This is a genomic window from Rhodococcus sp. DMU1, assembly GCF_012272955.1.
In the GTDB taxonomy this organism is placed as follows: domain Bacteria; phylum Actinomycetota; class Actinomycetes; order Mycobacteriales; family Mycobacteriaceae; genus Rhodococcus; species Rhodococcus aetherivorans.
The window spans coordinates 1,353,073-1,379,627 of record NZ_CP050952.1; the positions used below are offsets into that span (position 1 = coordinate 1,353,073).

At 68.6% G+C, this 26,555-nt stretch carries 25 protein-coding genes; 15 read left to right on the plus strand and 10 right to left on the minus strand.

The genetic code is table 11. The annotated features are described in order from the left end of the window. Positions 1 to 14: 14 nt before the first annotated feature. Positions 15 to 806: an SDR family NAD(P)-dependent oxidoreductase gene (locus HFP48_RS06385; RefSeq protein ID WP_168579238.1), complete on the minus strand. Its 792-nt coding sequence runs from the start codon at positions 804 to 806 to the stop codon at positions 15 to 17. 112 nt (positions 807 to 918) lie between these two features. Between HFP48_RS06385 and HFP48_RS06390 the strand changes: the two genes are divergently transcribed. The 5 genes from HFP48_RS06390 to HFP48_RS06410 all read left to right on the plus strand — a co-directional run bounded on the left by HFP48_RS06390 (position 919) and on the right by HFP48_RS06410 (position 6,613). Continuing rightward, positions 919 to 1,881, plus strand: a complete 963-nt coding sequence (locus HFP48_RS06390) for a PDR/VanB family oxidoreductase (protein WP_168579239.1) — start codon at positions 919 to 921, stop codon at positions 1,879 to 1,881. A gap of 8 nt (positions 1,882 to 1,889) precedes the next feature. Continuing rightward, entirely contained in the window at positions 1,890 to 3,329 is a 1,440-nt protein-coding gene (locus HFP48_RS06395) for an MFS transporter (protein ID WP_044475947.1), read from the plus strand. A gap of 124 nt (positions 3,330 to 3,453) precedes the next feature. Further along, positions 3,454 to 4,971: an AMP-binding protein gene (locus HFP48_RS06400; protein WP_029541679.1), complete on the plus strand. Its 1,518-nt coding sequence runs from the start codon at positions 3,454 to 3,456 to the stop codon at positions 4,969 to 4,971. Between the two features lie 28 nt (positions 4,972 to 4,999). Continuing rightward, positions 5,000 to 5,842, plus strand: a complete 843-nt coding sequence (locus HFP48_RS06405; RefSeq protein ID WP_029541682.1) for an enoyl-CoA hydratase-related protein — start codon at positions 5,000 to 5,002, stop codon at positions 5,840 to 5,842. 114 nt (positions 5,843 to 5,956) lie between these two features. Continuing rightward, positions 5,957 to 6,613 (plus strand): TetR/AcrR family transcriptional regulator, encoded by a 657-nt coding sequence (locus HFP48_RS06410; protein WP_006936256.1) that lies wholly within the window; start codon positions 5,957 to 5,959, stop codon positions 6,611 to 6,613. A 50-nt stretch (positions 6,614 to 6,663) separates the two neighbouring features. Here the strand turns inward: HFP48_RS06410 and HFP48_RS06415 are convergent, their stop codons facing one another. Continuing rightward, positions 6,664 to 7,257 (minus strand): TetR-like C-terminal domain-containing protein, encoded by a 594-nt coding sequence (locus tag HFP48_RS06415; protein WP_050034675.1) that lies wholly within the window; start codon positions 7,255 to 7,257, stop codon positions 6,664 to 6,666. 86 nt (positions 7,258 to 7,343) lie between these two features. Between HFP48_RS06415 and HFP48_RS06420 the strand changes: the two genes are divergently transcribed. The 9 genes from HFP48_RS06420 to HFP48_RS06460 all read left to right on the plus strand — a co-directional run bounded on the left by HFP48_RS06420 (position 7,344) and on the right by HFP48_RS06460 (position 15,538). Further along, positions 7,344 to 8,567, plus strand: coding sequence for a cytochrome P450 (locus HFP48_RS06420; RefSeq protein WP_006936251.1), 1,224 nt, complete (start codon positions 7,344 to 7,346; stop codon positions 8,565 to 8,567). Positions 8,568 to 8,640: 73 nt separating this feature from the next. Further along, complete coding sequence (locus tag HFP48_RS06425) at positions 8,641 to 9,201, plus strand: TetR/AcrR family transcriptional regulator (RefSeq protein WP_006936248.1); 561 nt, start codon at positions 8,641 to 8,643, stop codon at positions 9,199 to 9,201. 3 nt (positions 9,202 to 9,204) lie between these two features. After that, on the plus strand, positions 9,205 to 10,416 hold the full coding sequence (locus HFP48_RS06430; protein ID WP_006936246.1) for a cytochrome P450: 1,212 nt from the start codon (positions 9,205 to 9,207) through the stop codon (positions 10,414 to 10,416). Beyond that, positions 10,409 to 11,209 (plus strand): SDR family oxidoreductase, encoded by an 801-nt coding sequence (locus HFP48_RS06435; protein WP_006936244.1) that lies wholly within the window; start codon positions 10,409 to 10,411, stop codon positions 11,207 to 11,209. Before HFP48_RS06430 ends, HFP48_RS06435 begins: the two co-directional genes overlap by 8 nt. Continuing rightward, positions 11,206 to 12,564, plus strand: a complete 1,359-nt coding sequence (locus HFP48_RS06440; RefSeq protein WP_168579240.1) for a cytochrome P450 — start codon at positions 11,206 to 11,208, stop codon at positions 12,562 to 12,564. The genes HFP48_RS06435 and HFP48_RS06440 overlap by 4 nt, the downstream gene beginning before the upstream one ends. 11 nt (positions 12,565 to 12,575) lie before the next feature. After that, complete coding sequence (locus HFP48_RS06445; protein WP_006936239.1) at positions 12,576 to 12,770, plus strand: ferredoxin; 195 nt, start codon at positions 12,576 to 12,578, stop codon at positions 12,768 to 12,770. Between the two features lie 17 nt (positions 12,771 to 12,787). Further along, positions 12,788 to 13,339, plus strand: a complete 552-nt coding sequence (locus tag HFP48_RS06450; protein ID WP_168579241.1) for a nuclear transport factor 2 family protein — start codon at positions 12,788 to 12,790, stop codon at positions 13,337 to 13,339. Beyond that, complete coding sequence (locus HFP48_RS06455) at positions 13,333 to 14,592, plus strand: hypothetical protein (RefSeq protein ID WP_168579242.1); 1,260 nt, start codon at positions 13,333 to 13,335, stop codon at positions 14,590 to 14,592. The genes HFP48_RS06450 and HFP48_RS06455 overlap by 7 nt, the downstream gene beginning before the upstream one ends. Positions 14,593 to 14,737: 145 nt before the next feature. Further along, the gene (locus HFP48_RS06460) at positions 14,738 to 15,538 is read left to right on the plus strand and encodes a hypothetical protein (protein ID WP_246872523.1); all 801 of its coding nucleotides are present in this window, start codon (positions 14,738 to 14,740) and stop codon (positions 15,536 to 15,538) included. Positions 15,539 to 15,579: 41 nt separating this feature from the next. Here HFP48_RS06460 and HFP48_RS06465 read toward each other — a convergent pair whose 3' ends face one another. Both HFP48_RS06465 and HFP48_RS06470 read right to left on the minus strand, forming a co-directional pair. Continuing rightward, complete coding sequence (locus tag HFP48_RS06465; RefSeq protein WP_168579243.1) at positions 15,580 to 17,049, minus strand: FAD-dependent oxidoreductase; 1,470 nt, start codon at positions 17,047 to 17,049, stop codon at positions 15,580 to 15,582. A 28-nt stretch (positions 17,050 to 17,077) separates the two neighbouring features. Then, positions 17,078 to 17,929, minus strand: a complete 852-nt coding sequence (locus HFP48_RS06470; RefSeq protein WP_168579244.1) for an LLM class F420-dependent oxidoreductase — start codon at positions 17,927 to 17,929, stop codon at positions 17,078 to 17,080. A gap of 160 nt (positions 17,930 to 18,089) precedes the next feature. On the opposite strand from HFP48_RS06470, the gene HFP48_RS06475 reads away from it, so the two are divergent. After that, the gene (locus tag HFP48_RS06475) at positions 18,090 to 18,737 is read left to right on the plus strand and encodes a TetR family transcriptional regulator (RefSeq protein WP_006936229.1); all 648 of its coding nucleotides are present in this window, start codon (positions 18,090 to 18,092) and stop codon (positions 18,735 to 18,737) included. Positions 18,738 to 18,785: 48 nt separating this feature from the next. Here the strand turns inward: HFP48_RS06475 and HFP48_RS06480 are convergent, their stop codons facing one another. The 6 genes from HFP48_RS06480 to HFP48_RS06505 form a co-directional block, all read right to left on the minus strand. Then, positions 18,786 to 19,610 (minus strand): hypothetical protein, encoded by an 825-nt coding sequence (locus HFP48_RS06480; protein WP_006946975.1) that lies wholly within the window; start codon positions 19,608 to 19,610, stop codon positions 18,786 to 18,788. 212 nt (positions 19,611 to 19,822) lie between these two features. Next, positions 19,823 to 19,960 (minus strand): methionine/alanine import family NSS transporter small subunit, encoded by a 138-nt coding sequence (locus HFP48_RS06485; protein WP_072634473.1) that lies wholly within the window; start codon positions 19,958 to 19,960, stop codon positions 19,823 to 19,825. After that, complete coding sequence (locus HFP48_RS06490; protein WP_152103895.1) at positions 19,957 to 21,480, minus strand: sodium-dependent transporter; 1,524 nt, start codon at positions 21,478 to 21,480, stop codon at positions 19,957 to 19,959. The genes HFP48_RS06485 and HFP48_RS06490 overlap by 4 nt, the downstream gene beginning before the upstream one ends. Positions 21,481 to 21,597: 117 nt before the next feature. After that, complete coding sequence (locus HFP48_RS06495; protein ID WP_210432807.1) at positions 21,598 to 22,755, minus strand: YbhN family protein; 1,158 nt, start codon at positions 22,753 to 22,755, stop codon at positions 21,598 to 21,600. Then, entirely contained in the window at positions 22,752 to 24,185 is a 1,434-nt protein-coding gene (locus HFP48_RS06500) for an HAD-IB family hydrolase (RefSeq protein ID WP_006946961.1), read from the minus strand. Before HFP48_RS06500 ends, HFP48_RS06495 begins: the two co-directional genes overlap by 4 nt. Beyond that, complete coding sequence (locus HFP48_RS06505; RefSeq protein WP_168579245.1) at positions 24,182 to 26,524, minus strand: glycerol-3-phosphate 1-O-acyltransferase; 2,343 nt, start codon at positions 26,522 to 26,524, stop codon at positions 24,182 to 24,184. The genes HFP48_RS06500 and HFP48_RS06505 overlap by 4 nt, the downstream gene beginning before the upstream one ends. Positions 26,525 to 26,555 lie beyond the last annotated feature (31 nt).

Below are 26,555 nucleotides of genomic sequence, written 5' to 3' on the forward strand. Positions count from 1 at the left end.
CTTCGTCGTCGGAGTCAGTGTCCGGAAGTCCCACCGTCGACGGCGAGCGTCGACCCGGTGATGTAGCCGGAAGCACGGCTGGCGAGGAACACGACGGCGGCGTCGATCTCGCGCTGCGTGGCGGTGCGACCGAGCGAGCAGCCGCGCAGGAACTCCTCGAGGGTATCCGACGACATCTCGGCGATCAGGTCGGTCTCGACGAAACCCGGCGCGATCGCGTTCACACGGATCCCTTTTCGCTGCGACCACTGATGGGACAGATCGCGGGTGAGGCCGACGAGACCGGCCTTGCTCGCGGCGTAGGCGGCCTGGGGGAGCACCGACTTGACCAGCCCGAGCATGCTCGCGATGTTGACGATGCTCGAGCCCGGCTTCATCACGCGTCCGCATGCTTGCGCTGCCCAATACGCGCCGAGCAGATTCACGTCCAGCACGGAACGGAAATCCTCGGGTCGCTCGCGCGTCGCGGGTGCGGAATGGGTGACGCCGGCGTTGTTGATCAGGATGTCGAGCCGACCGAACTCGGCGACCGTGGCCCGGGCGAGGGCGTCGCACTGCTCGGGGTCGGTGACGTCGGTGGGGACGATGAGGCAGCGTCGGCCGGTGGCCTCGATCGTGGGGCCGACGGCGTCCAGCTTCTCGCGACGGCGTGCGGCGATCACCACGTCCGCCCCGGCCTCCGCGAGGGCGCGCGCGAACCCTGCTCCGAGGCCGCTGCCGGCGCCCGTGACGACGGCGACGGACCCGTCGAGCCTGAAGAGGTCGAGGATCGAGCTGGTGTCGTGTGCGGTATCTGTCGAGGTCATGTGGCTGCTCCCGGTGCTGCGTGTCATGGGGTTCGTCTGTGGGCCTTGCGTCCCTTAAAACTAATTACTTAAGATTAGAGCGTAGGTGATGTCCAGGGGAACGGAAACACTGATGGCCGGAAGCACCGATGTGGAGCAGGGCAAGATGCAGGTGATCGGCAAGGACGCACTTGCAGACGGCGTCGTGGCGGTGCGGTTCGCCGATCCCGACGGGGGGACCGTCCCCGCATGGGAACCCGGATCGCACATCGACGTCATCATCGACGAGTCGACGGTCCGGCAGTACTCGCTGTGCGGCGACCCGGCCGACGACACCTGCCTGACTGTGGCGGTCCTCCGTGAGGAGAACGGACGCGGCGGATCGCGGTGGATCCACGACTCGCTGCAGGTCGGCGACCTCGTCAGCATCGCCGGCCCCCGCAACAACTTCAGCCTCGAGCCCGCGCAGTCGTATCTCTTCGTCGCGGGCGGAATCGGCATCACGCCGCTACTTCCGATGGTGCGGGCGGCCGACGCGGCCGGCGCCGACTGGAGGCTCCTGTACGGCGGACGTACCCGCGCGAGCATGGCTTTCGCGGACGGCCTCGTCGCCCGGTATCCCGGCCGGGTCGAGCTCCGGCCTCAGGACGAATGCGGGCTCCTCGACCTGGCGGCAGCGCTCGACGCCCTCGGGGACGGCACCGGTGTCTATTGCTGCGGGCCGGAACCACTGCTGCACGCCATCGAGAACGAGTGCCGCAACCGCTCGGGTGTCACCTTGCACGTCGAACGGTTCGCCGCGAAGGAGCGGCCGGCCGACGCCGTCGACGGGGCATTCGAGGTGGAACTCCGGCAATCGGGCAAGACGATCACTGTCGACTCGGGCGAAACACTGCTCGACGCGGTGCTCCGCTCGGGCGTCGATTCGCCGTTCTCGTGCCGCGAGGGAACCTGCGGTACGTGCGAAGCCACTGTGCTGGAAGGAATTCCGGATCATCGCGACTCCGTCCTCACCGAGGACGAGCAGGCGGAGAACGACTGCATGATGATCTGCGTATCCCGCAGCTGCACCCCCAAGCTCACTCTGGATCTGTAGATCGGCCCATGGTGACCCTCCGTCTCGCCACTGCGCGAACGCGTGTGCGCACACCTGCCGTCTCGCCCGGTGTGCTGATCCCGGCGCTCTGCTTCGTCGTGATGATCACCTCGGTCATGCAGACCGCCGTCGTGCCGCTGATGCCCGATATCGCGGCGCAGCTCGGGGTGGGTACGAATGCGGTGGGATGGATCGTCACCGGGAATCTTCTGACGGCCACAGTCTGTACGCCGCTGCTGGGCAGGCTCGCCGACCGACGTGGACCACGAAGAGTGCTGCTGGGCATCCTGGGAGTGGTGCTCGTCGGTTCGTTGCTGTGTGTCGCGTGGGACTCGTTGCCGGTACTCATCGCCGGGCGAGCCCTGCAGGGGACGTCGTTCGCGCTGTTTCCGATCGGCGTCGCTGTGCTGCGCAGCGCTCTCGGGCCGTATCGGCTCACGGCGGCGCTCGGCATCATGTCGGGAACGATGAGCGTCGGCGGCGGTGCGGGAATGATCGCCGCCGGACTGCTGTACAGCGACGGCGACGACTATCGTCGCGTGTTCTGGCTGCTGGTGGCGCTCGCGGTGATTGCAGCTGCACTTGCGTGGGCGGTCGTTCCCGGTTCGCCCGGTTCCGGGACCGGATCCGGATCCGATCTCTGGGGTGCGGTCGGGCTCGCGGTCGGCCTGTCCGCACTGCTTCTGGCGCTCGCGCAGGGCGGGACGTGGGGCTGGGTGTCCGTGCCGACGATCGGTTGTGTCGTCGCGGGTGTGCTCGTGCTTGCCGCCTGGTACCGGCACGAGCGGCGATCCGATGCGCCGCTGGTGGCCCCAGCCCTCCTGACCGCACGTGCGGTGGCGCCCGCCCACCTTGCCGCGTTCCTCGTGGGAATCGCGATGTTCGTACAGTTCCTGGCCACAGCCGTGTTCGTGCAGGCCGCCCCGGAGGAAGCGGGGTACGGGTTCGGTGCTTCGGTGCTCGAGACGAGCCTGCTGTACCTGCTGCCCGGGCAGGTTGTCGGCATCTCCGCGGCTGCGGTGAGCGGGTTCCTGGTGCGGAGGTTCCGCGCCGAGCGGGTGCTGATGGTGGCGTGCGCTATCGGCGTGTGTGGGTTCGCATTTGTCGGGTTCGCCCACGACCGCCCGTGGCAGGTGATCGTTGCGGTGGCGGTCCTCAATGTTTTCGTCAGCGTTGCCTACGGCGCCCTGCCGGCAATGCTCGTCGAGCATGTGTCGCTGCACGACACCGGTGTTGCGAACGGCATCAACGCCATCGCACGGACATTCGGCAGTTCGCTGGCGAGCGCGCTGGTGGGGATGCTCCTCGCGACGATCACGATCGCGGGTGCCGACATTCCCTCCGAGCGTGCGTTTGTGGCCGCATTCGTGATCGGCGGTGTGGCCGCGCTTGCCGCCGGGTTCGTCGCCGGTGCGAGCCGCCCTTTGCAATTTACAAAATTTGATTGACGTCTCATGAGTGAGCCTATAGCCTGAGGTGTACGCGATATGAGGACCCGCGCTCCTCTCGCGCTGAAAATTCTTGTACACAAAACGGATTCGTATTCTCTCGGTCAAGGAAGGCAAGGGACACATGGCTGCCACCGTCGGCTCGGCCCTGTATTGGTGGGCGAAGACCAAGGGGGAACAGAACGCGATCATCGTTGCCGGTGAGGCTCTGACCTACCGTGAACTCCAGGACTGGTCCAGCCGCGTCGCTCGTGAGATCGTCGACCGGGGCATCAAGCCGGGTGAGCGTGTCGGAGTGCTCGGCCCGAATTCGGTGACGTGGCCCGTGGTGGCACTCGGCGTACTCAAGGCCGGTGCGGTGCTCGTCCCGCTGAATCCCCGGTTCAAGCCGGCGGAACTCCGCAAGGTCGTCGATGACGCGGGTGCCGTCCTGGTCATCGCGCCGGAACAGTTCTCCGCAACGGTCGCCCAGGCGCGTGACCTCGGCGATCCCTTCGACACGTTCGGGTTCACCGACATCGCGGCGCTGCGGGAAGGGGAGCGCGACGACTTCCGCGTCGACCTCGCGCCCGACGACCCCACAGCACTTCTGTTCACCAGTGGCTCCACGGGGTTGTCGAAGGGCGTCATCTGCACCAATCGGACTCTGCTCAACATCGTGTTCGAGGCCACCCTCACCGAGGAAGGCTTCCGTCCGGGTTCCACGTCGCTGCTGGTGTTGCCGCTCGTGTTCACCCCGGGCCTCGTGTGGGGGCTGGTCATGTCCACGGTGCTCGGTGGCACGCTCATCATCGAGAAGGAACTCGATCCCGGTCGTGCCGCGGCACTGCTCGGTGAGCACAAGGTGCAGGCTCTGTTCGGGGTTCCGCTGATCTTCGAAGCGATCTCGCGGTCGCCCGAATTCGAGAAGGCCGACCTGTCGTCGCTGCGCACCGCGATCGTCGGCGGCGCGGCAGTCGCACCGGCCCTGTTGAAGCGGTGGGCCGACAAGGGCGTCGCGCTGCGTCAGATCTACGGCATGACCGAAGCCGGCGGGGTCGCGACTGCGACTCTCGTCTCCGAAGCCTTCGACCACCCCGACACCTGCGGGTCCGGCTCGATCTTCACCGAGACGAAGGTGGTCCGCACCGACGGCACCGACGCAGAGCCCGGCGAAGAGGGGGAGATCCTGCTGCGGGGACCCGGCGTGACCCCCGGCTACTGGAACGATCCGGAGTCGACGGCGTCCGCGTTGCGCGACGGCTGGCTGCACAGCGGGGACCTGGGCACCCTCGACGAGGGCGGGCGCGTCAAGTTCGTCGACCGCCTCAAGGACCTCATCATCACCGGCGGCATCAACGTCTCGCCCGTCGAGATCGAGCGTGTCATCAGTGGGATCCCGGGTGTCGAGGAGGTCGCGGTCATTGCCGCGTCCGACGAGCGTTTCGGCGAGACGCCCGCGGCGATCGTCACTGTGAAGGACGGGGTCGACGCGGCAACGATCGTGGAATACTGCGACCGTTTGGTCGCCGACTACAAGGTTCCGCGCTACGTCGTGATCCGGGACGAGCCGCTGCCCCGGCTCCCCAGTGGCAAGCTGTCGAAGACGGCGATCCGGTCCGAGTACCGGGACGTCTCCGAACGATTCGACAAGGTGCGCTGACGCACCCGTCGCGCAGAAAGGAGCCCTCGTGGCTCGGACCGGAACCGACGACGCGGTGATCCTCGAGCGGCACGGAGAGATCGCCGTCGTGCGCTTGAACCGTCCCGATCGGCTCAACGCGTTCACCAATGCGATGTGCTACCGGCTCATCGAGATCTTCGACGAGACCGACACCGACGACGAAGTACGCGCGGTTGTGCTCACCGGAACCGGCCGCGCGTTCTGCGCGGGCGCCGATCTCGCCGCAGGCGGCGACACGTTCGTCCTCGGCGACGATCCGGAGACCGGTGGAGCCCCCGCCGACACGGGTGGTCAGGTGACGCTGCGGATCTACCGTTCCCTGAAGCCGGTGATCGCGGCGATCAACGGGCCTGCAGCAGGCGTCGGCGTCACGATGACGCTTCCGGCCGACATCCGCATCGCCTCGGATACGGCCAAGTTCGGTTTCGTGTTCACTCGCCGCGGCTTGGTGCCGGAGGCATGCTCGACGTGGTTCCTCCCGCGGGCGGTCGGAATCTCCACCGCCGTCGAATGGACGGTCGGCGGGAAGATGGTGCCGGTCACCGAAGCTCTCGACCGGGGTCTGGTACGTGAGGTCGTGCCCGCCGATCAGGTACTGGATCGCGCACTCGAGGTCGCCCGGGAACTGGTTTCGGGCACGTCGCCGGTATCGGCGGCACTGACCCGTCAGCTGATGTGGCGGATGCTCGGCGCGTCGGAACCCGAGGTTGCGCACCGCGCCGAGTCGATCGGCATCTATGTCCGGGGCTCCTCCGACGACGTGCGCGAAGGTGTCGACGCCTTCCTCGAAAAACGTGATCCGAAGTTTCCTGATCGCGTCTCGGATGGACTGCCGGATCTGTTCGAGTGACACTGGTGCCGCGTCGGACGCTCCGTGCCACAGTCGCGGGCCCGATGCTTGACAATGGTCATTACTTGTATCATTGCCCGTAGGAGTCGGTGAGGACGAGTTCGGGGGTGCGACATGGCGCGACGGCGGGCGAACGTCCTCAGTGAGAACGCAGAGGTGGCGCGAGGGCAGATACTGAAGGCTGCCGAGTCGATGTTCCAGCGGTACGGGCTCTCGAAGACCACGATGGACGACATCGCCAAGGAGGCCGGCGTTTCGCGGCCGACCGTCTACCGCTACTTCGGTGACCGTGACACGCTGATCACGGCCTTGATCGAGTTGCGGTCGCGCCGGCTGTTCGACAAGGCTCGTGCGTTCCTGAGGGAACGGACGACGTTCGCGGAGCAGATCGTCGACGGCCTGATCTTTCTCGTCGACCGTGGTCGCCACGATCCGATCGTCCGCTTGATCGTCAGCCCCGAACACATGGACATGGCGACGGCTCTGATCGGCAGCACCGGACTGGCGGTCCGGCTGACCCAGGAGATGTGGGCGCCGCTGCTCGACGAGGCCCGCGAACGAGGTGAGATCCGCGAAGGCCTCACCGACGAGGAGATCTGCCAGTGGATCGCGCTGGTGCAGCTCATCCTGGTCGGGCGGATGGATTTCGGCTCCGAGGGGGACCCGGAAAACAGACGGATGCTCACCAACTTCCTGCTTCCGGGAATCGTGACGGAGGAGGCGGCGGAACAGCTGCGGTCCGGTGGGGCAGCTGCTACTCCGACCCACTGAAGATCGCGGGTACGGAGTGGTAGACCCCGGACGCCGAACCGGGTAATGGCTCAGCGCGGCAGCGGAGTCACCCCCGCCGCCGCGAAGGCTCCCGCGACCACGTTCTCGTAGATGCGGTCGAGGTCGAGTTCGTCGCCGAGGAAGCCGCTGCGCACGATCGTGGCGAACCCGTGCATCGCGGTGAACAGGCTCACCGCGGCCTCGAGCGTGTCCTCCTCCGGCACCCCGCAGGAGGCGAGCATCGAGCGGAGCGCCCTGTTCGCGTCGAGGGCCGCCGCGATCAGGGCGCTGCGCTCGATCGGTTCCGTCGTCAGCGTCTGGTAGCGGTGCGGATGCTCGGCGGCCCACGCACGATGCGCATCGATCAGGGTGCGCAGGCCCTCCGGCCCGCTGCGCCCCATCGCCACCTCGCGCAGCCGCTCACCGAGGTCGGCCATCGTCCGCACCTGGATCTCGCCGCGGACGTCGTCGAGACCACGGACGTGGTTGTAGAGCGAGGCGGTGACGATGCCGAGGCGGCCGGCGAGGGTGCTCATTGTCAGCTGCTCCCAGCCCGACTCGTCCACCGCCTCCAGTGCCGCCTCGATCACCTTCTCGCGGCTGAGGTTTCGACGGCGCATCGGCCTCTTCTTCTCGGTTTCCATCCGCCCATCCTACGGGTCTTCCATTTCGAACGAATGTGTGTAGCTTATAAACGACGATCATTCGTAAACAAGTGCGAGGTGGTCCCGTGACGGCATCACGTATCGACCTGAAGAACCCCGATCTCTACACCGAGGGGGTACCCCACGACTTCTTCGCCGAGCTGCGGCACGGCTGCCCGGTCTACCGGCAGGACGAGGAGGACGGACCCGGCTACTGGGCGGTGACGCGCCATGCGGACGTCACCGCGGTCTCCCGCGACAGCGCGACGTTCTCGTCGGCGCTCGGCACGACCCAGATCGACGAGTTCGACGACGAGACGCGCCTCAAGCAGGCGGCGATGCTCGTCAACCTCGATCCGCCCGCGCACACCCGGCTGCGCCAGCTCGTCAGCCGCGGCTTCACGCCCCGGATGGTCCGGACGCTCGAGGGGCACATCCGGGACATCTGCAACCGCATCGTCGACGATCTGATCGAGCGGGGCCGCGACGGCGCGGTCGTCGACTTCGTGCCGGTGGCCGCCGCCCCGCTTCCGCTCGAGGTGATCGCCGCCCTGCTCGGCGCACCCACGGAGGACGTCGGCAGGCTCTACGACTGGTCCAATCGGATGATCGGGTTCGACGATCCGGAGTACGGCAACACCCAGGCCGACGGGGAACTCGCCGCCGCGGAGATCTTCTTGTACGCCAACGAGATCGCCGCGGCGCGCAGGGTGGAGCCGCGCGACGACATCGTCTCCCGGCTCGTCCGGCCGGACGAGAACGGTGACACGCTGACCGAGATGGAGTTCGACATGTTCTTCGTGCTGCTGGTGGTGGCCGGGAACGAGACGACCCGCAACGCCACCGCCGGCGGCATGCAGGCCTTCATCGACCATCCGGATCAGTGGCGCCGCCTGCAGGCCGAGCCGGAACTCGCCGCCGGCGCGGTCGAGGAGATCCTCCGCTGGGTCACCCCGGTGATCGGGTTCCGCCGCACGCCGACGTGCCCGGCGACGATCGGTGACCAGCCCGTCGAGGCGGGGGACAAGGTGGTGGTCTACTACCCGAGCGCGAACCGGGACGAGGACGTCTTCGAGGACCCGCACGTCTTCGACATCGGCCGGACCCACAACCCGCACGTGGCGTTCGGGGGCACCGGGGTGCACTTCTGCCTGGGCGCCCACCTGGCGCGCCTGGAACTGCGCATCCTGTTCGAGACCCTGGCGCGCCGGATCGAGCGCATCGAGCCCGCAGGGCCGGTCCGGCGGCTGCGCTCGAACTTCATCAACGGCATCAAATCCATGCCCGTGCGGGTGTATCCGAAGGTCTGAAGCGAATTCGGGTGGACGGGACCATTGCCTCGGACAGGCGACCGTAGTAATGTCCAGACACGTGTCCAGAAATGTGAATCTCGAATCCACCCGCCGCCGTCTCACCGAGAAGCAGGCCGACACCGTGGACCGTCTGACGCGCGCTGCCGTCGAGGTCCTGCGGGAAGAGGGGTTCGCAGGACTGACCGTACGCAACGTCGCCGCTCGGGCCGGTGTCGCACCGGCCACCGCCTACACCTACTTCTCGTCCAAGGAGCACCTCGTCGCCGAGGTGTTCTGGCGCCGGCTCGCCGCCTCGCCCGAACCCGAGGCGGCCACGACCGACCGGGTCGACCGCGTGGTCGCGGTGCTGCGCAACGTCGCGCTGATGATGGCCGACGAGCCCGAACTCGCCGGCGCGGTCACCAGCGCGCTGCTCGGCCGCGACCCCGACGTCGAACACCTGCGCGCCCGCATCGGCCTCGACATCCGGGACCGGCTCGCCACGGCCCTCGGCCCCGACGCCGATCCCGACGAGATCGAAGCGCTGGAAATGCTCTACGCCGGCGCCCTCGTCCGGGCGGGCATGGGGTACGAGACCTACGAGAAGATCGCCGATCGGCTGGAGACCTCCGCCAAACTTCTATTGGAGTAGCGCATGACCCAGGCTTCGCTCGAACCGCTCCTGTTCGATCCCTACGACTACGGCTTCCACGAGGACCCGTATCCGATCTACCGGCGCCTGCGCGAGGAGGCGCCGCTCTACCGCAACGACGACCTCGGCTTCTGGGCCCTGTCCCGGCACGCCGACGTCGTCGCGGGCTTCCGCGACCACACCCGGCTCTCCAGCGCGAACGGGGTGTCCCTCGACCCGGCGGCCTACGGCCCCCACGCCCACAAGGTCATGTCGTTCCTCGCGATGGACGACCCCCGCCACATGCGCATGCGCCGGCTCGTCTCCAAGGGCTTCACCCCGCGCCGGGTCGCCGACCTGCGCGGCCGCATCCTCGAGCTAACTCTCCACTACCTCGACACCGCCTTGGACAAGGACGAATTCGACTGGATCGCGGACTTTGCGGGCAAGCTCCCGATGGACGTCATCTCCGAACTGATGGGCGTGCCCGAGGCCGACCGCGCCGAACTGCGCCGGCTGGCGGATCTGGTGGTCCACCGGGAGCGGGGCGTACTCGACGTGCCCGTCGCGGCGATGGAGGCGTCGCTGAACCTCGTCGGCTACTACGCGGACATGCTGGCGCAGCGCCGCGCCCACCGGAGCGAGGACCTCACCTCGGCCCTGCTCGACGCCGAGGTCGACGGAGACCGCCTCGAGGACGACGAGATCATCGGCTTCATGTTCCTGATGGTCGTCGCGGGCAACGAGACCACCACCAAACTGCTCGGCAACGCACTGTACTGGGGCGCGAAGAACAAGACCGAGGTGGCCCGCGTCCTCGGCAACCCGGACGCAGCCCCGGGCTGGGTGGAGGAGACGCTGCGCTACGACACCTCCAGCCAGATCGTCGCGCGCACTGCCGCCACCGACATCGACGTGCACGACAGCACCATCCGCGCGGGCGACAAGGTGCTGCTGCTCATCGGTTCGGCCAACCGCGACGCCGAGGTGTTCGAGGATCCCGACACCTTCCGCATCGGCCGCGACAGCGCGTCCAAGATCGCCAGTTTCGGTGGCGGCGTGCACTTCTGCCTCGGTGCCCACCTTGCGCGCCTCGAGGCGAACATCGCGCTCGAACAGTTCGCCGCGCGCGTCGCCGACTACGACGTCGACTTCGACCGCTGTGAACGCGTCCACTCCACCAACGTCCGAGGCCTCGCGGCCCTGCCCGTAGAGGTGACCCGGCGACATGCCTAGATTCGAACCCAATCCGCCGCGCCGGCCCGCGATCGTCAGCGGCGCCTCCTCCGGCATCGGTACGGCCACCGCCTTCGCGCTCGCCGCCCTCGGTCACCCGGTCGCCCTCGGTGCGCGGCGCGTCGAACAGTGCGAGGCCCTCGCGGAGAAGATCCGCGGCGAGGGCGGCGAGGCCTTCGCGCACTTCCTCGACGTGGCGTCCACCGAATCGGTCGACGAGTTCGTCGCCGCCGCCGAGAAGGCCCTGGGTCCCACCGAGATCGTCCTGTCCGGCGCCGGTGACATGGATTTCCGGCTCGTGCACGAGATGGATCCGGACCGGTTCGAGTTCCAGGTGAACGTCCATCTCGTCGGCACGCAGCGTCTCGCCCATCGCGTGCTGCCGGGGATGATCGAACGGCGCCGCGGCGACTTCGTCGTCATCGGTTCGGACTGCGCCGACGTCGCGCGGCCCCGCATGGGCGCCTACGTCGCCGCCAAGACGGGCCTCGAGGCGCTCGTGCGCCAGATGCGGATGGAACTCGAGGGCACGGGGGTTCGCGCGTCGGTGGTGCGTCCCGGCCCGACACAGACCGGGATGGGACTCGATGCCCCCGCGGAGATCATCGAGCCGCTGATCGCCGACTGGACCAGATGGGGCTTCGCCCGGCACTCCTACTTCCTCCGCGCCTCCGAGATCGCGAACGCCGTCGTCGCCGTCGTCTCGGCCCCGCGCGGAACCCACCTGGTGCTGACCGAAGTGCAGCCGGAAGCGCCTCTGCAGAAGGATTCTCGGGGAAAGGACCCTGAATGACCACGATCACCACCCCCACGCGCGTCTCGGGGGGCGAGCACGAACACGGCCACCTCGAGGAACTGCGCACCGACCCGATCGGCCTGATGCAGCGAGTCCGCGAGGAGTGCGGCGACGTCGGCGCCTTCCAACTCGCCGACCGCAACGTCGTGCTGCTCTCCGGGGCTCGGGCCAACGAGTTCTTCTTCCGCTCCGCCGACGAGGACCTCGACCAGCAGGCCGCGTACCCGTTCATGAAGCCGGTCTTCGGGGAGGGCGTGGTCTTCGATGCCAGCCCCGAGCGCCGCAAGGAGATGCTGCACAACTCCGCGTTGCGCGGCGAGCAGATGAAGGGCCATGCCGCCACGATCGAACGCGAGGTCCGTGACATCGTCGCCGGGTGGGGTGACGAGGGTGAGATCGACCTGTTGGAGTTCTTCGCGGAGCTGACCATCTACACGTCCTCGGCCTGCCTGATCGGCAAGAAGTTCCGCGACCAGCTCGACAGCCGGTTCGCGAGCCTCTACCACGACCTGGAGAAGGGCACCGACGCCCTCGCCTTCGTCGACCCCTACGCGCCCATCGAGAGCTTCCGTCGCCGCGACGAGGCCCGCCGCGGGCTGGTCGCCCTCGTCGAGGAGATCATGGTCGACCGCATCGCGAACCCGCCCCATGGCAAGGAGGATCGCGACATGCTCGACGTCCTCGTCTCCATCAAGGACGAGAACGGCAAGGAGCGGTTCAGCGCGGACGAGATCACCGGCATCTTCATCTCGATGATGTTCGCCGGCCACCACACCACGTCGGGGACGGCGGCATGGGCGTTGATCGAGTTGCTGCGCAATCCGGAGTACCTGCGCGGGGTCACCGACGAGCTCGACGTCCTCTACGCCGACGGTGAGGGCGTGAGTTTCCATGCGCTGCGGCAGATCCCGATGCTCGAGTCGGTACTCAAGGAGACGCTGCGGTTGCACCCGCCGCTGATCCTGCTGCTGCGCGTCGCGCGCGGCGAGTTCGAGGTCGAGGGGTACCGGATCGGCGAGGGCGACCTCGTCGGCGCTACCCCGGCGATTTCCAACCGCATCCCGGAGGACTTCCCCGAGCCCGATGCCTTCGATCCGGGCCGCTACCTCGATCCGCGGCAGGAGGACATCGTCAACCGCTGGACCTGGATCCCGTTCGGGGCCGGCCGGCACCGGTGCGTGGGAGCGGCGTTCGCCCTCATGCAGCTCAAGGCGATCTTCTCGGTCCTGCTGCGCGACTACGAATTCGAGATCGCTCAGCCGGCCGACACCTACCGCAACGACCATTCCAAGATGGTGGTGCAGCTCGCGCAGCCGTGCGCCGTGCGCTATCGCCGTCGCACCCGGATGTAAGGACTCGCGCCGTGAAAGTGGAAGCAGACCTCGATCTGTGCCAGGGCCACGCGATGTGCTCGCTGGAGGCACCGGACGTCTTCGACGTTCCCAAGCACGGCAAGGTCCGGATCCTGATGGACGACATACCCGAAAAACTCTGCGGCGACGTCCGATCCGCCGTACGGTACTGCCCCACCCGAGCCCTCCGCATCGTCGAGGACTGATCCAGAGGAGACAAGTCATGGCACCCTTCGACCGAGCAGAACTCGACGAGATGATCGAGCGCTGGATCGAGGCCAACAAGAAGGCCGAGGCAGCCGGTGACTGGAAGCCCTTGGCCGACATGTACACCGAGGACGCGACCTACGGCTGGAACTACGGTCCCACGGCCGACTTCATGGCCGTCGGGCGCGAGGAGATCCGCGAACTCGCGCTCGGTCAGGAGATGGCCGGCCTGGAGGGCTGGCAGTATCCCTATCAGCGGTTCGTCGTGGACGAGCGGACCGGCGACGTCATCGGCTTCTGGAAACAGGTCGCCGACGCCACCCGCGACGACGGGTCGCACTACGAGGTGCACGGCTTCGGCGGCAGCTGGTTCCGCTACGGTGGGAACTTCCGATGGTCCTGGCAGCGTGACTTCTTCGACTTCGGGAACGTCTCCCACCTCTTCCTGGAGATGATCACGGGCAACGCCCTGTCCGACGGCATGAACAAGCGGATCGAACGGTCGACGTCGACGAAACGTCCTCCCGGCTGGTATCCGGCCGGACAGGCGCCGGTTCCGCTGTGGTGAGCCCGGTGAACGTCCGCGACTCCTTCGCGGCGCTCTCCCGGGCCGACCTCGCCGTCCTCGTCCCCGAACTGCTCCTGTGCGGTCAGCTCATCGACCGCTCCGGGATGGCGCACCTGATCTCGGCGTTCGGACGGGAGGGAATGACCGAGGTCGCCGTCGAGGAGTGGCAGGCGTCGAGCCCGTGGTACACCCGGCGCATGCAGCGGGCCCTGCGGTACGAGGGCGACGGTGTCGAGACGATCTTCAAGGGGCTGCAACTCGACATCGGCGCGCCCCCGCAGTTCATGGACTTCCGGTTCCGCGTCGACGACCACGACCACGGTGAGTTCCGGCTCGACCACTGCGGCGCGCTCATGGACGTCGAACCGATGGGCGACGCGTACGTGAAGGCCATGTGCCACGACATCGAGGACCCCACGTTCGACGCGACCGCCCTTGCCACCAACCCGCACGCCCGGGTGCGGCCGATCCACCGGCCGCCGCGCCGGCCGGTCGGCCGCCATCCGCACTGCGCGTGGACGGTGACGATCGACCCGTCGCACGTTCCGCCGCAGGCCGCGCCCCACACCGAGGCGATCGGGCGTACCGCGGCCGTCGCAGTGGAACTCAGCGCGATCGACCCGGCGGACGAGGGACTCGGCGACTATTCCGGGCCCCTGCTCTCCGACCTGCGGTTCGCGGACTTCTCGCACTCGGCCCTGGTGCGGATCGCGGAGGAGGTGTGCCTGCAGCAGCATCTGCTCACACTGGGTTTTCTCATCGGCGTGCGCAAACGCACGGACGAGGACGCCGCGCTGGCCCTCACCCGCAAGCAGTTGACCGGCATTGCCGGGCTGGCGTCCGAGCGGATACGCGACGCCCTCGGCCTGCCGCGCGACTTCGAGGGACTGGCGACGGTGCTGTCGGTCCACCCCGTGTTCGCGCCGAGGCAGTACGTCCAGCGCGACATCCGGTGGGAGCCGGACAGACTGCGCCTGCGCCTCGGGCGAGCCGGGGGTGCCGACGCGGACGGGTCGTGGCCGACTCTGGTCGACGGGCACCACCTCGAGCCGCTGCAGGCGCTGGTGCGCGGCGTCGACCCGCACTTCACCGCGCACGTGGTGTCCGAGGACGCACACGCGCTCACCGTCGAGGTGATCCGCCACGCCGAACCCGCGAAGGAATGCGGCGAGGTGGCGATCACCCGCTTCAGCACCGGTGCGAACTTCACGTTCGCCGACCGCGGAATCCCCCTGCCGCTCACCGTCGTCTGAGCGTCCCGTCCATTCCCACCCCCACCCCCACGCGCCCCCAGGTGAGCGAATGTATCGTTCTGTCGGCCTGAAGAGGTGAGCGATACATTCGCTCGGGTGGCTGCGTGCAGTCAGGGTGGTCGGCAGTTCCCTTCTCTACCAAGGGATGACGCTGCAGCCCGACGGTGAGCGTTTCGCGCAGAGCGTGTCGTCGCGCATCGACTACGACCTGCTCGCCGCCGAGCGCTTTCCCCGCGTGGCGCGGACGCTGCGCCTGCAGACCATCCCCGACGATCTGCTGAACCACGAGCGCTACCGCTCGTCGAGGCAGTTCCTCGACCGGGTCGCCGAGGAGGGCTTCGAGCCACTCCGTGTGCCGATGCCCATCGACTGGGAGTTCGCCCGGCGGGAGCTGGCCGGCGAACTGGCGCCGTCGTACACCAACGGCGACCTGATCTACGGCGTGAACAACGGCGGCAAGTTCTCCGTCGACGTGACGTACCTGGCGGAGGCCGAGGCGACGGGTCACGTCCGCATCGAGACGCTGCACCGGGTCAACGACATCGAGCGCGGACGGGACGGCACGTGGATCGCGCATACGGACCGGATCTCCATGGACGGTGTGGTACTCGAACGCAAGCGCATCGTCGCCGACGCGCTGTTTCTCGGTGCCGGATCACCGGGTACCACAGGGATTCTCGTCAAGGCGCTCGCGAAGGATCTGATCCCGGATCTGCCCGACGCCGTGGGAACGGGATGGGGCAACAACGGAGACCGCGTGTTCTCGGTGACGACCTCGCTGCTCGGTCCGGGTGCATGGCAGGGCGGTCCCGCGTGCGTCGGCTTCAAGGACCTCGGGAATCCGGCCGGTCCGCTCATGATCGTCACCGGCCCGGTGCCGTTCCCGGCCGACCTGCTTCTGAGCACCCCGAACCGGCCGAATGTCACATGGGTTCGATTCGATTGAACCCATGTGACATTCGGCCACACAACGGGATTCGGGAACGCTCAGTTCTCGGCGGCGGCGGCGACGCCGGCGCGACGGCCGAAGAAGCTGCTGTCCCCGAGCGACGTGCCGCTCGCGTAGCCCCCCGCACACACGCCGGAGGTGCACCGGCCCGCGGCGAACAGGCCCGGGATCGGTTCGCCCGAGACGTGCAGGACCTCCGAGTTCACGGTGGTGCGCAGGCCGCCGAGGGTGAAGCCCGCGGTGCAGTTGCGCAGGTCCAGGGCCGCGACGGGGGTGCCGATCGGCGTGACCCACTCCGGCTTCTTCCCGAGGACGGGATCGGTGCCGGCCGCGGCGTGCCGGTTGTACACCTCGACGGTGGCCTGCAGCGTGCCCTCCGGCAGGCCCATGTCGGATTCGAGTTCGGCGACGGTCTCCGCCGCCCACTTCGGCGGGAACCGGAAGTACGGGGTGGAACTCGTCGTCGTGCAACCTTCCTCGTATGCCGCCTCGTCGATGATCAGGTACGCCTGGTTGTCGTTCTCGAGGAGGGTGAGCTGCCCGATGCGTCCCGGGTAGGTGTCCTCGGGAACGTACCGCTGGCCGCGGCCGTTGACGAGGATGCCGCGCGCCATCAGCTGCGGGTCGGCGAAGAACGCCACCTCGGTGGCGTTCATGTGCGCGAGGTCGGCGCCGAGGGCCTGGGCCATCCGGATGGAGCAGCCGTCGTGCTCCTCGATCGCGGCGCCCGGGCGGCCGATCAGCTGCGGGGCGAACGAGGTGACCATGGCCTCGTTGTAGGCGAAGCTGCCGGTGGTGAGCACGACGCCGCGCCGCGCCCGCACGAAGACCTCGTTCCCGTACTTCTTGGCGGCGATCCCGACGACCCGGTCCGTGTCGTCGACGATCAGCCGCTGCGCCCGGATGTCGAAGACGGATGTCACGCCGAGGGATTCTGCCGTCTCGGCGAGCGGCTTCATCAGCATGTACCCGCCGCCCTGCTCACCGGTGCGCTTGTTGCTCATCTGCGGCACATGGCCGCGCGGGGCGGGTGTGGCGATCTCGTTGAACGGCGCGGAGTTCTCGCCCCCCGAGTACATCAGACCGTCGTCACCGGGGATCTCCCATCCGGGCTCGCCCCAGAACGCCGGTTTGAAGACCACTCCGTTGTCGGTGAGCCAGTGGTAGTGCTCGACGCTGCCGTCGCAGTATTCCGAGATCTTGGCCTCGTCGGCGCCGGGGCCGAGAGCGGCGAGCATGAATCTCTTCATGTTCTCCGGGGTGTCCTCGAACCCGAGCTCGCGCTGCAGCGGGGTGCCGCCGCCGAGGTAGACGATTCCCCCGGACGGGGAGGCGGCACCGCCCCAGCCGCCGGTGCGTTCGAGGATCAGCACGTCGGTGCCGGCCCGCGCGGCCTCGATGGCGGCCGAGACGCCGGCGATGCCGTAGCCGGCGACGACGATGTCGGCTTCGTGGTCCCAGGCGGTGACCTCTGCGGCACGGAGCGGGCGGAAGGGAGCTGTGGTCATGGAGGTGTTTCCTTCTCGGTCGTGACCGTCAGCGGGTCGGTTCCAGCGTGGCGGCGAGCTTGTCCAGGTAGGCGAGGATCTCGTCCTCCGAGCGGTCGGGCAGGCCGAACATCACTTCGGTCACGCCGAGGTCGCGCCACTGCTGGAGCTTGGTGGGGTCGGGCCGGCCGGCGAGGACGACGATCTCCGGGGCGCCGGCGCGGCCGGCCTCGGCCCAGGTGGCGCGCAGCCGCTCGACGTTGTCGTCGATGTCGCGTTCGATCGGGGTGGTGATCCAGCCGTCGGCGGAGCGGGCGATCCACGCGAAGGTGCGCTCGCTGCCGCCCGCGCCGATCAGCACCGGTGGGCGGGGCTGCTGGATCGGCTTGGGCCAGGCCCAGCTCGGGCCGAACGAGACGAACTGCCCGTCGTAGGAGGCTTCCTCCTCGTTCCACAGCGCCTGCATCGCCTCGAGGTATTCGCGCAGGGCGGTACGCCGCTTGCCGGGAGGTACGCCGTGGTCGGCGAGTTCCTCGGCGTTCCAGCCGAAGCCCGCGCCGAGGACGACGCGCCCGCCGGAGAGGTGGTCGAGGGTCGCGACGGTCTTGGCCAGCGTGATGGGGTCGTGCTCGAGGGGCAGGGCGACCGAGGTGCCCAGCCTGATGGTCGAGGTGACGGCCGCGGCGAGTCCGAGGGCGACCCACGGGTCGAGCGTGCGGCGGTACCGGTCGTCGGGCAGCGTCGCGTTGCCGGTGCCGGGGTGTGCGGATTCGCGGCGCACGGGGATGTGGGTGTGTTCGGGGACGTAGAACGAGTCGAAGCCGCGTTCCTCGGCCGCTCGGGCGGCCGTCTCGGGCCGGATACCGCGATCGCTGGTGAACAGGGTGATGCCGTGACGCACGGAAGCTGCCTCCCTACTTGTCGGGTCCCCGCAACTGTAACGCGTTCTAGTGGTTGGTGGAACCTGTTCCAGACACCTGTCCATTTTTTCGGTCAGGTCCCGGCGCCGGCCCGGGGAAGGCGCACTACGCTGGCGGGCAGGCGTACGAAAGGTGAGGACGATGGCGGAGCCGAGTGCAGCATCCCGAACGAAGGCGCGGTCCGCTTCGCTTCTCGGCGCGGACCTGAAGCCGGCCCAGCGCGCCCGCTACCTGAGGATCATCGAGGCCGCGAAGGAACTGGCCTCCGAGGGCGGATACGACGCGGTCCAGATGCGTGCCGTCGCCGAACGGTCGGGCGTGGCGCTGGGCACCGTGTACCGCTACTTTCCGTCCAAGAACCACCTGCTGGTGGTGGCGATGGTGCTGCTGTTCGAAGATCTGAGCAACAGGTTCGGCGACACCGACATCCCCGGCGACTCGGCTCACGAACGGATCATGTCGGTGCTGCACGGCTACATCGGCCGGCTCGAGAGCGACCACAACCTCTACGACGCGCTCGTGCGTGCGGCGATGTTCGCGGACGCCTCGTCGTCGGCCGAGCTCGACCGGCTCGGAGCGATCATCACCGGGATGTACGCCCGGGCGGCCGGGGTCGAGGTGGTCAGCGAGCAGCTCCTCAACGCGGTGCACGTGATCGCGGATGTGTGGATGTCGAACCTGGTGAGCTGGGCCGCCGGTCGGGCCACGGCGGATCAGGTGATGGCGCACATGGACAGCGTGGTGCGGCTCGTGTTCGACCGGCTGGAGAAGCTGCAGGCGATCGGCTGACGCGGCCGCTGCGTCCGGGGCGCGCATGCGCGCCCCGGACGCGACGGATCAGGCGGGAACCTCCACGATGCCCACGGTCGGGAGGAAGAAGCACGACGTCTCGCCGTTCTGCACCGTGCCGAACACGGCGGCCAGGACAGTTCCCGAGCCGGTCGCGACCGGTGCCGCGCGGACTCCGCCGAGCGGGACCGCGCCTGCGAAGAAGTTCTGCACCGCGGCGGCGACGAGGGGCTTGGCGAACTCGGGCAGGCCGCCGGGCACGGCGAGGGCTGCGGCCTCGGCGATGGTGCCCATGGGCACGAACCCGCCCTGGAAGGTGTTGACGTTGAACCAGGCGACCTGCATGCCGGTGGTGTTCCCGCTGTCCTTCTCGACGCCCATGGGCACGAAGGCGAACAGGGTTTCGCCGGGATCGACGGCATTGACGGGACCGACCATCGGGATGTTCAGGTTGGGCCACGGGCCGGGAGCCGCGCCGGCGACGGCGGGGGCGATACCGAGCGGCAGGCTGCCGCCCTCGGTGCAGAAGGGCGCGCCGGTGGGGTAGAGGAACGGTTCGATGCCGAGGCCGCGCAGGAACTCCACGGCGTCCTCGTAGGCGGAGAGCGGCGAGTTCTCGGCGACGTCGGTGGCACCGCCGCGGGCGGAGCCGATGGCCTCGGCGGCGGCGAGCGCGAGCGCATCGGCGCCCGGCTGGGCCCGGAGCGTCTCGAGGGCGCCGAGGAGCGGGTCGGGCGCCGGCGCCGCGGCGACTGCGGGGTCCGCGGGGGGTTCGGCGGCCGCGACGGTCGGCAGCGCCAGAGCAGCGGCCACGGTGAGGGAGGCTGCGGCGGTGAGCCGGCGCAGCCTGCGCCGGGTGGTCCTGGTGGTCATGCTTCGCTCCTGTACGTGGTCGGAACCGGAACACCCCCCGCCCCGGAGTCGTGCGACGGCTCCGGGGCGGAGACCCATGGGTCTGGTGTTACTCGTGTGACTCATGGTGTTGGTGGGATCTAGCAGACCACAGGAAGAACAGACCGGCCAGTCCGGCGCGGCGTGGCGTTATTCAAACGAAACGAGTTGTGGCCGGTTCGAGACCGGACATTTCAGTCGTGGTGGGGTTCAACCGGCGTCTGCCCCGACGTCTCGTCCGGATTCCGGCGCAGATGCAGCAGGCTGACGGTGAGACCGCCCCACACCAGCCCCAGCGCGACGAGCATCATCCCGATCGCAGATCCACTCACAGTCTCTCTCCCGCTTCCGTCGATTCGGTATGCGCCAGCTCGGCGTCGGTCAGGCCCCACGGTGCGAAGGACAATGCCACCGCGATCACGATCACCAGCGCCTGCACGCCCCACCCGAACGTCATGACGAGTGCATCCGGCAGGTCGTTGTAGCCCTCCCGGCTCCGATCCACGATCTCGCTGATCAACATGTAGCCGAGCACGATGGGTGTGAGGACGCCGGCGAAGACCCGCCAGAGCAGGCCTACCCGGAACGACGACACCGAGTTCAGGTGGTCCTGCAGTTCGGGCAGCCGGCGCAGCCCCCACGCGAGCACCACGAGCGTCGCGAAGGCGACCCCGACGATGCCGAACTGGTTGGCGAAGCGGTCGACCACGTCGAGGGTGTTCAGGCCGGTGGTGGTCGGGAACAGCAGCAGCGAGGTGACGCTTGCGACGCCACCGACGATCAGGACTGCCGGCACGCGGGTGAGGCCGGTCTTGTCCTCGACGGCCGACACGCACACCTGGATGATGCTGATCAGCGACGTGAAACCCGCGAAGACGAGCGAGCCGAAGAACAGCAGGCCGAACAGGGAACCGCCCGGCATCTCCGAGACGATCGTCGGGAACGCGATGAACGCCAGCCCGATACCGCCGCTGACCACCTCGTCGACGGCGACGCCCTGCGCCTGTGCCATGAAGCCGAGCGCCGAGAACACGCCGATTCCGGCGAGGATCTCGAAGCTCGAGTTCGAGAAGCCGACGACGAGACCGGAGCCCGTGAGGTTGGTCCGGTGCTTGAGGTACGACGAGTAGGTGACCATGATGCCGAACGCGACGGACAGCGAGAAGAAGATCTGCGCGTAGGCGGAGATCCACACCCCGGTGTCGGTCAGCGCCGACCAGTCCGGCCGGAAGAACGCGTCGAGACCGGTGGCGGCGCCGTCGAGGGTCAGCGCCCGCACCACCATGCCGGCGAACAGCACCAGCAGCAACGGCACGAAGAACCGGTTCGCCGCGCCGATGCCGCGCTGCACGCCCAGACCCAGGATGACGAGCACCACGAGCCAGATCCCGAGCAGCGGCCACGCCACGCCCGGGACGAAGTCGAGGCCGAACGTGGCGTCCGCGTTCATCTGCAGGAAGTCCTGCAGGAAGAAGGTCTCCGCGTCGTCGCCCCATGCCTGCGTGGCCGAGAAGAACGTGTAGCGCAGCGCCCACGCGATGATCACCGCGTAGTACACGCCGATGACGAAGCAGATGCCCACCTGCCACCAGCCGAGGCTCTCGGTCGCGCGCTTGAGGCGGTGGAACGCCAGCGGCGGCGACCCGCGGAACTTGTGACCGATCGCGTAGTCGACGAACAGCAACGGGATGCCCGCGGTCAGCAGGGCCACCAGATACGGCACGATGAACGCACCGCCGCCGTTCTCGTACGCGATGTACGGGAAACGCCAGATGTTGCCCAGCCCGACCGCCGAGCCGATGGCGGCGAGAATGAACACCGACCGGCCGGACCAGACCTCTCTCTTGCGCACCGCTGCGTCCTCTGTCACTGACGTACCTTTCCTCGGTTACAGACTGTCGACGCTAGCGCTCCCGCGGCTGCCTCGCGGCTGATCCGGGAGGGCGGACGCGGTGTGTCGGAGCGGAGCTCAGTCCCGCCACAGTTTGTCGAGTTCCGGACCCGGTTCCTCGTCCGGCGGGGCGCCGCGGTAGCGCAGGGCGAAGATCACCCAGCCGATCGACGCGATCATCAGGAAGCTCACGAGCCGGTATACGACGACGGCGGCCAGGGCCTGCGCGCCGGTCATCCCGCTGGCCGTCAGCGCGGGCACGAGCACGGCGTCCATCACCCCGAGCCCGGCCGGCAGGAGGGGGATTGCGCGGCTGGCGGCGGTACCCGCGGCGTACGCGACGGCGATGCCGGCCAGGCTGGGCTTGCCGCCGATCGCGTACGCGGCGAAGGCGAGGCACGCACCGTCGCACAGCCAGTTGAACAACGACCAGCCGAAGGCGCGCGCGGCGTGGGTGCGGTCGAGCTGGACCGCCTGGAGCTGCGCCACGATCCGCTTCCAGGCGCGGGCGCCGGCCCGCGCGGGCTTCTTGCGCAGGCGGTTCACGCCGCGCAGCGCGATGATGCCGATCGACTCGAACGCATCCGGCCGGCTTGCCGCGTACTGCACGAGCACCACGAACGCCGCGAATCCGCCGAGGGAGAAGATGAGCGAGAACGGGTTGGTGGTGGCACCGACGAGCAGCGCGCCGACCAGGCCGAGCAGCGCCAGGCCCGCGGCCTGCAGCAGACCGGCCATCACCAGCTGCCAGGTGGAGACGACGGGGCTGGCCCCCCACTTGCGCATCTGACGGTAGGTGAAGGTGGTGGCCACCACGGGTCCGCCGGGCAGGGTCACGCTCATCGAGTTCGCCGCGTACGCCACCGACAGGGACTGGCGCTGCGTCACGGGGACCCCGGCCGCGGACAGGAGGGTGCGCTGTACCCGGGCAAAGCTCGACATCTCGGTCAGCGCGGCCAGGATCGCCGCGCCCACCCACCACCAGCGCAGGTCGCCGAGGCTGCCGACGCTGGTCTTCAGTTCCGGCCAGACGAGAACGACCTCCACGGTGAGGACGACGACGAGCACGAGGCCGAACAGCCACTTGAGGCGCCGGCGCCGGGTCGGCGACATTCCGCCGTTGCCGTTGCCGTTGCCGTTGCCGTTGCCGTTGCCGTTGTCGTTGTCTCTTCCGTGGCTCGGGGTGTGGTCGTGTTCGCCCACGGACGCGCCCCCGTTCTCACCCGCATCGGTCATGTGGTCGTGGGCCAGTTCGCCAGCGTCTTCCGGTACAGGTCCTCGACCTCCGCGACCCGTGTGCCGAGCTCCTCGAGGGTCCAGTCGCTCACGTCGATGGGATCGAGGACCACCACGTCGACGGTTCCCGGCCGCAGGACCGTGGAGTGCTTCCACAGCACCTCCCCGGCGTTGCGGATCACCACCGGCACGATCGGCACGCCCGCCTGCATCGCGATGTGGAACGCGCCCTTCTTGAACCGGCCGATCTCCGGGGTCAGGGAGCGGGTGCCCTCCGGTGCGATGATCACCGAGGTGCCCTCGCGCAGCGTGTCGACCACAGGACCGAGTGCGGCCTTCGCCTGCTCAGTGTTGGCCCGGTCCACGAACGCCGCACCGACGAAGCGGAGCACCAGCCCGAACAGCGGGTCGCTGGCCATCTCCTTCTTCGTGACCCCCGTGAAGCTGTGCCGCAGCACCCGCGCCATGATCACCGGATCGAGCTGGCTCTGATGGTTGAAGATGAACACCGCGGGGCGATGTGACCAGGCGTTGGCCTCGTTCCGAATGTTCACGTCGATGCCGGCGAGCGCGAGGGGCACCTCGCCGGTGAGGGTGGCGATCGAGTCGAGCGCCACCTTCTTGTTGCGGTTGAGCAGGCCGAGGCCGACGCCCGTCCACACCGAGCCGAACAGTCCGCCGTACGCCGCGAGGGTGCGGATCACCTCCTTGGTGCCCGGCGTTCCGCGCGGCCTGAATCGCAGGATCGGCCAGCCTTGCTCGGCGGCGGTGCGCTCGAGGTTCCGGTCCGGATTGGTCGGCGTCGGATTGCCCATCGTGGCGAGGAAGTCGGCGTCCTCGCCCCCGTTGGAATACGTGTAGCTCTGCTCGCGATCGATGTTGTTCGCCTCCGCGAACGCCACCACGGCCTGCGCTTTACCGCTGCGCCACAACGACTTCCCGTCCACACGGCCCGTGAGCACCCCGTCGCGCACCTCGAGGGGGCTGAACAGGACGTGCTCGACGCCGAGCGCATCCGCCGTCGCCTGGATCTGGTAGCGCGACGCCGAGGACGCGATCACCACCGTGTGCCCCGCCGCCTGATGCGCCCGGATGAGCTGCCACGCCTCGGGATAGATGTGGCCGGCGATCGTGGAGGCGAACAGCCGGCGCCCGATCTCGTACAGCTCCTCCTCGGTGTGCCCGCCCCACGCCTTGAACGCCACCGCGACGAACCGCTCGAAGTCCGCCTCGGTGTCGTGGCCGCGCAGGCCGTTGAGCATGGTTGCGGCGAGTTCGGCGGCGCCGACCTTCCCGGCGAGCAACCGGTCGCGGAAGAAGTGCAGACCGGAGAAGCCGTGGACGATGGTGCCGTCGAAGTCGAAGAATGCCGCGATCTCCGGACCCTTCGGCCCGGTACGCACGCGCTCGAGCGCTTCCTCGAGGATCACCGCTCCGCCTTTCTGTTGGATACGTCGAGAGACTCGGCGAGCCGGACCCGCTCACCCACCGCCAGCAGCTGTACCGCGAACTCCTCCCGCTTCTGCCGAATCTCCTCGCCCCCACGTTCCAGCAGCCCGCGGTTGGCGGCAAGCTGTAACGCCGTCGTGAACAGTTCCGACGAGACCGATTCGGGTCCGAACAGCCGGCCCTGCAGCAGCATCTGCCGGCCGACCGCGACGCACTCGTCCAGGAACGCCTTGCGGTCGACCTGCAGGGACGGGTCGCGCCGCGCGAGCCGCTCGGCGACGACGAGCTGCGCGTCGAAGAAGGACCGCAGAGCTCGGTGCACCATGAAGAACCCGGTTTCGAGGAGCGCGGCCAGCGCGAGTTCCACGTCCGGCAAGGCGTTGCGCCAGGACGGCATCAGCAGGGCGATCTCGTCGCGCATGTCGGCCTCGAACCGGTCCCGGTCGGGGAAGAAGAACTCGAACTTGAGCAGGTCGCGCGCCGCCTTGGCCTCCTCCCACGCCGCCCGCACCGGGTCGAGGCCCGGATTGGCGTGCGCGTGGAGGATGGCCAGCTCCATCAGGGCACGGTTGACGAACCAGTGCACGCCGCTGTTGCGATAGAACGCCGCGACCAGGTGCTGCCCGGGCTGGATCGCGTAGACCGGCTCGTCCCCGCCGGCGTAGGTGGTGACCACACCGGCATCGCTCAGCGAGGCGAGGACGTTCGCGAGGCCGCCCTCGATGTCGAGGACGCCGAGTTCGCCCTGGGGTATCCCGCGGGCGTCGATGTACCGGCGCACCGGCGCGATCACCGCCCGCACCTCGTCCAGGGTCAGCGCCCGGTCCCGGACGCCGAGCAGAGCGAGGGTGACCAGGCAGTTCACCGTGACCGGGGTGTGGCAGTTGATGCCCACGGCCACCTCGAACGCGACCTTCTGCAGCGCCTTGCGGCTGCGCTCGCTCCCGGGCTCGGCCGGCTCCCCGGACAGCTCGGGGTCCCCGCTCGTGGCGAGCTGCGAGCGCATCGACAGCGGTTCGCCGAACCGCACGTACACGTTGCCCGCACGACGCCGCTGATTGCGCGCGTACCGGGCCAGCCAGGCCAGGCCCTCGGGCTTCTTCTGGGCGCCCGTCTGTTCGGCCGCGACGGCCGCGACCTCGGCGAGCCCCTCGTAGGTGATGGACACCGGCACGAGCATCGCGTCCTCGACCCGGCCGCTCCGGATGGCGTTGGCCACATAGTTGAGCAGGCCGTAGCGGGGCGCGCGGAGTTTGCCGGTGCGGGTGCGGCCACCCTCGAAATACCATTCGAGGTTGAACCGCTTGGTCAGCAGATACGCGAAGTACTCCTCGAGAGCCGCCTTGTAGACGGCGTCGTCGCCGAAGCTACGGCGGATGAAGACGGTGCCGGTTCGCCGGGCGATCGGGCCGATCGGCCAGAACGTCAGGTTGGCGCCACCCATGAGGTGATTCCGCGGAAAATCGTTCTGGGCCAGCACGTCGCCGAGCACGAACGCGTCCGCGTAGGACCGGTGCGACGGCAGGAACACCAGCGGATACCGCCGGTTGACGTCGCGCAGGCTCCGCAGCCCGGACTCGTCGGCGTGCACGGTCCATGCCGCGGAGTGCAGCGGGCGCATCATCTCGGTGAACAGGTCGGTCACCAGCCGGGACTGGACGGCGACGAGTTCCCCGAGGGCGGACGTCGCTCGTAACCGGACCTCCTCGGGCGCGATGTTGTGCTCGGTGCTGATCGCGTCGAGCCGCCGCCGGAACGACGCCGAATCCATGATCTGCTCCGCCACCAGCCTCGGCACCTTGTACCGGTCGCCGATGACGGCACGCTCGGCCCGGTCGAGGCCCACCACCGCGCGGTGCGTCACGAACCGGGCGAACGACTCGGGTGCCGGGTCGCCGTCCTCGGCCAGGTGCCGGGCCCGCAGCTCGCTCAGCCGCGCCGGCTCGGCGAGAACGATCCGATACCGGTCGGGAGACCGCCCGACCAGCCACTTCTGCAGGAGCCGGTTCGGACTGCGCGGGTTGGTCAGCGCCACGACGTCGGAGAACCGGACCCGGCGCTCGCCGTCCCGGGCCTCCGGCAGCCACACCACCCCGACGGGGAGCACGAGGGGATCGTCGTCCCGGTTCACGAGATCGCGCGCGAGCCGGCGCGGGTCGAGTTCCATCTCCTCGACCGGCCCGTCGGCGCGGTACTCCTTCGGCACCCGGTCCGACCGCAGCCAGCTCGCGATCAGCTTGCGCTCGATCGGTGTCGTCGTCTCGGCGACGACCACCGTCGGTTGTCTCCCGGATTCCGAGCCTCGCCCGTTCGTGCTCATGTCACCCCATTCCCGGATAGCCCGAGTGAAA

Excerpts from the sequence above, each read along its gene's own strand:
- HFP48_RS06505 (WP_168579245.1), bottom strand. The coding sequence starts at position 26,524 with ATGAGCACGAACGGGCGAGGCTCGGAATCCGGGAGACAACCGACGGTG.
- HFP48_RS06385 (WP_168579238.1), bottom strand. The coding sequence starts at position 806 with ATGACCTCGACAGATACCGCACACGACACCAGCTCGATCCTCGACCTC.
- HFP48_RS06430 (WP_006936246.1), top strand. The coding sequence starts at position 9,205 with ATGACCCAGGCTTCGCTCGAACCGCTCCTGTTCGATCCCTACGACTAC.
- HFP48_RS06415 (WP_050034675.1), bottom strand. The coding sequence starts at position 7,257 with ATGGAAACCGAGAAGAAGAGGCCGATGCGCCGTCGAAACCTCAGCCGC.
- HFP48_RS06410 (WP_006936256.1), top strand. The coding sequence starts at position 5,957 with ATGGCGCGACGGCGGGCGAACGTCCTCAGTGAGAACGCAGAGGTGGCG.
- HFP48_RS06450 (WP_168579241.1), top strand. The coding sequence starts at position 12,788 with ATGGCACCCTTCGACCGAGCAGAACTCGACGAGATGATCGAGCGCTGG.
- HFP48_RS06400 (WP_029541679.1), top strand. The coding sequence starts at position 3,454 with ATGGCTGCCACCGTCGGCTCGGCCCTGTATTGGTGGGCGAAGACCAAG.
- HFP48_RS06435 (WP_006936244.1), top strand. The coding sequence starts at position 10,409 with ATGCCTAGATTCGAACCCAATCCGCCGCGCCGGCCCGCGATCGTCAGC.
- HFP48_RS06460 (WP_246872523.1), top strand. The coding sequence starts at position 14,738 with ATGACGCTGCAGCCCGACGGTGAGCGTTTCGCGCAGAGCGTGTCGTCG.
- HFP48_RS06495 (WP_210432807.1), bottom strand. The coding sequence starts at position 22,755 with ATGACCGATGCGGGTGAGAACGGGGGCGCGTCCGTGGGCGAACACGAC.
- HFP48_RS06390 (WP_168579239.1), top strand. The coding sequence starts at position 919 with ATGGCCGGAAGCACCGATGTGGAGCAGGGCAAGATGCAGGTGATCGGC.
- HFP48_RS06480 (WP_006946975.1), bottom strand. The coding sequence starts at position 19,610 with ATGACCACCAGGACCACCCGGCGCAGGCTGCGCCGGCTCACCGCCGCA.
- HFP48_RS06465 (WP_168579243.1), bottom strand. The coding sequence starts at position 17,049 with ATGACCACAGCTCCCTTCCGCCCGCTCCGTGCCGCAGAGGTCACCGCC.
- HFP48_RS06475 (WP_006936229.1), top strand. The coding sequence starts at position 18,090 with ATGGCGGAGCCGAGTGCAGCATCCCGAACGAAGGCGCGGTCCGCTTCG.
- HFP48_RS06440 (WP_168579240.1), top strand. The coding sequence starts at position 11,206 with ATGACCACGATCACCACCCCCACGCGCGTCTCGGGGGGCGAGCACGAA.
- HFP48_RS06395 (WP_044475947.1), top strand. The coding sequence starts at position 1,890 with ATGGTGACCCTCCGTCTCGCCACTGCGCGAACGCGTGTGCGCACACCT.